This window comes from Luteibacter sp. (assembly GCF_051958795.1).
Lineage (GTDB): Bacteria > Pseudomonadota > Gammaproteobacteria > Xanthomonadales > Rhodanobacteraceae > Luteibacter.
Genome location: NZ_JBQCFT010000325.1, coordinates 1 through 3,113 on the forward strand (window position 1 = coordinate 1; position 3,113 = coordinate 3,113).

General features: G+C 66.5%; 2 protein-coding genes. Both read left to right on the forward strand.

Going from position 1 to position 3,113, the window contains the following annotated elements:
- The first annotated feature begins 121 nt into the window (after positions 1 to 121).
- A complete protein-coding gene (locus ACTHLF_RS16850; protein WP_440328757.1) occupies positions 122 to 1,666 on the forward strand; it encodes an FAD-dependent monooxygenase in 1,545 nt (514 codons plus the stop codon).
- 31 nt (positions 1,667 to 1,697) lie between these two features.
- Positions 1,698 to 2,978 carry a serine--tRNA ligase gene (gene serS, locus ACTHLF_RS16855; RefSeq protein ID WP_440328759.1) on the forward strand — a complete coding sequence of 427 codons (1,281 nt, stop codon included), beginning with the start codon at positions 1,698 to 1,700 and terminating at the stop codon, positions 2,976 to 2,978.
- The last annotated feature ends 135 nt before the right edge of the window (positions 2,979 to 3,113 follow it).

Sequence of the window (3,113 nt, forward strand, 5' to 3'; positions counted from 1 at the left end):
CGCCGCCAGCCCCCATCGCGCGCAAGCGCGCTCCCACAACAGCTGGGCGCACGGCCTAGTTGACAGCACCCGCTCCGTGCGCGCATTGAAGGGCCTACACCCCTGAGCTACGAGGCCCACGATGGACGGCGTACTCATCACCGGCGCAGGCCCCACGGGCCTGGTGCTCGCCCTCTGGCTAACCGCCCAGGGCATCAAGGTCCGCATCATCGACAAGAAAGATGGCCCCGGGGATACCTCGCGGGCCATGGTCGTGCAGGCGCGCACGCTGGAGCTCTACCGCCAGCTTGACCTCACCGAAACCATCATGGCCGCTGGCCATCGCATGGTCGCGATCAACATGTGGACCCGCGGCAAGCACGCCGCGCGCCTGCCGTTGCAGGATGCCGGTGCGGGCATCTCGCCGTATCCGTCGCCACTGATGTATCCGCAGGATCACCATGAACGCGTCCTCGGCCAGCGCCTCGAAAGCATGGGCGTCACGATCGAGCGGCAGACCGAACTCGTCTCGCTGGAGCAGGGCGCGGATAGCGTCACCGCACGCATCCGTCGCGCCGATGGCAGCGAAGAAACCACCACCGCGCGCTACATCGCCGGCTGCGACGGTGCGCGTTCCACCGTGCGCGAGCAACTTGGCATCGGCTTCGAAGGTGGTACGTACCGCTCGGTGTTCTACGTCGCCGACGTGAAGCTCGAAGGGCTAAAGAACCCGGACGAAGGCAGCGTCTCGCTCGAGAACAACGACTTCGTCCTGATGCTGCCCTACGACAGTAACGGCCGCGCACGCCTGATCGGTACCGTCAGCGACGAGCGCGCCGAAACCGCTGAAAAACTCACCTTCGATGATGTACGCCAGGACGCGATCGGCCGCGTCGGCGTCAAGGTCGAAGAGGTCACCTGGTTCTCCAGCTACCGCGTGCATCACCGCGTCGCGGAAACCTTCCGCCGCGATCGCGTCTTCCTCCTCGGCGATGCCGGCCATGTGCACAGCCCGGCAGGCGGGCAGGGCATGAACACGGGCATCCTGGATGCGATCAACCTGGCGTGGAAACTTGCCGCCGTACTGCGCGGCGACGCACCCGATCCCTTGCTCGATACCTACGTGAAGGAACGCCAGGGCTTCGCCCACCAACTGGTCCAGACCACCGACCGCGGCTTCTCCCTGATGACCTCCGGCGGCAGCCTGGCCAACTTCCTGAGGGTGAACGTCATGCCCTACGCGGCACACGTGGCCTTCGAGATGGCGGCGGCGCGGCGGGCGATGTTCAAGCTGATCTCGCAGACCGAGCTGGCCTACCACGACAGCGCCCTGAGCGATGGCGAAGCGGGGAAGGTGAAGGGCGGCGACCGGCTGCCGTGGGTGCGGATGGGCGACAAGGACAACTACGGGCCGCTGGAGCGGATCGGCTGGCAGGTCCACGTATACGGCGAGCCCCGGCCCGAACTCATGGCCTGGTGCCTGCACCGGGGCGTGGCACTGCGCGACTTCGGCTGGGAGCCCGAGTTCGAGAAAGCCGGCCTGGCCGAGAACGCCGCCTACCTCCTGCGCCCCGACACCTGGGTGGCGCTGGCTGAGCCGGATGGCTCCGTGGAGGCCCTGGAGCGGTATTTCGAGAGCCACGGCCTGAAAAGCGGAGGGGCCAAAGCCGGGGAGGCCATGCGATAATCAAAGACCGCCTACCACGGACAGAACCACCATGCTGGATCCCGCACTCCTGCGCGGCCGCCTCGCTGAAACGGCAGAACGCCTCCGCGCCGCCCGCAATTTCCCCCTCGATGTCGCCACGATCGAGCGGCTGGAATCCGAGCGCAAGGCCCTCTCCACGGAGACCCAGGAGCTGCAGAACCTGCGAAACACCCGTTCCAAGGCCATCGGCCAGGCGAAAGCCAAGGGTGAGGACGTGGCGCCGCTCATGGCCGAAGTGGCCGGCATCGGCGACAAGCTGAAGGCCAACGAGCAGGCCCTGGCCGATGTGCAGGCCAAGCTGGCCGAGATCGCCGAGGGCATCCCGAACCTGCCGGACGCCGCCGTGGCGATCGGCAAGGACGAGTCCGAGAACGTCGAGATCCTTCGCTGGGGCCACGCCCGGGCGTTCGATTTCGCGGTGAAGGACCATGTCGACCTGGGCGCCCGCCACGGCTGGCTCGATGCCGACGCCGGCGCCAAGCTCAGCGGCGCGCGCTTCACCGTGCTCCGCGGCCAGCTCGCCCACCTGCACCGTGCGCTCGCCCAGTTCATGCTGGACCTGCACACCACGCAGCACGGCTACCTGGAACACAACATCCCGCTGATCGTGAACGCCGATGCCATGTACGGCACCAGCCAGCTTCCGAAGTTCGAGGAAGACCTGTTTGGCGTGCAGGTGGATGACAAGAAGCGTTACCTCATCCCGACCTCGGAAGTGGCGCTGACCAACCTCGTCCGCGACAGCATCGTCGAAGCCGACCAGCTGCCGATGCGTCTCACCGCGCACTCCATGTGCTTCCGCGCCGAAGCCGGCAGCTACGGCCGCGACACCCGCGGCATGATCCGCCAGCACCAGTTCGAGAAGGTCGAGATGGTGCAGGTCGTCGCGCCCGAAGCTTCGATGGACGCCCTCGAGGAAATGGTCGGCCACGCCGAAACCGTCCTGCAGAAGCTCGGCCTGCCGTACCGCAAGGTCATGCTCTGCACCGGCGACATGGGCTTCGCCGCCGCCAAGACCTACGACCTCGAAGTCTGGCTGCCCAGCCAGAACACCTACCGCGAAATCAGCAGCTGCTCCAACTGCACCGACTTCCAGGCCCGCCGCATGCAGGCCCGCTGGCGCAACCCGGCAACGGGCAAGCCGGAGCTGGTGCACACGCTCAACGGCTCGGGCCTGGCCGTGGGCCGCACCCTCGTCGCCGTGATGGAGAACTACCAGCAGGCGGATGGCAGCATCGAGGTGCCTGAGGTGCTGCGGCCGTATATGGCGGGGATCGAGGCGATTAGCTGAGCCGGTTCAGGTACAATCGGCGCGCCGGGGCTAAACCCGCGCGCCGTGGTTGACCACCCGCTGCAACAGCCCGGGTTGTGAAAATACGGAGAGATGGGCGAGTGGTTTTATGCCACAGTCTTGTAAAATGACGTA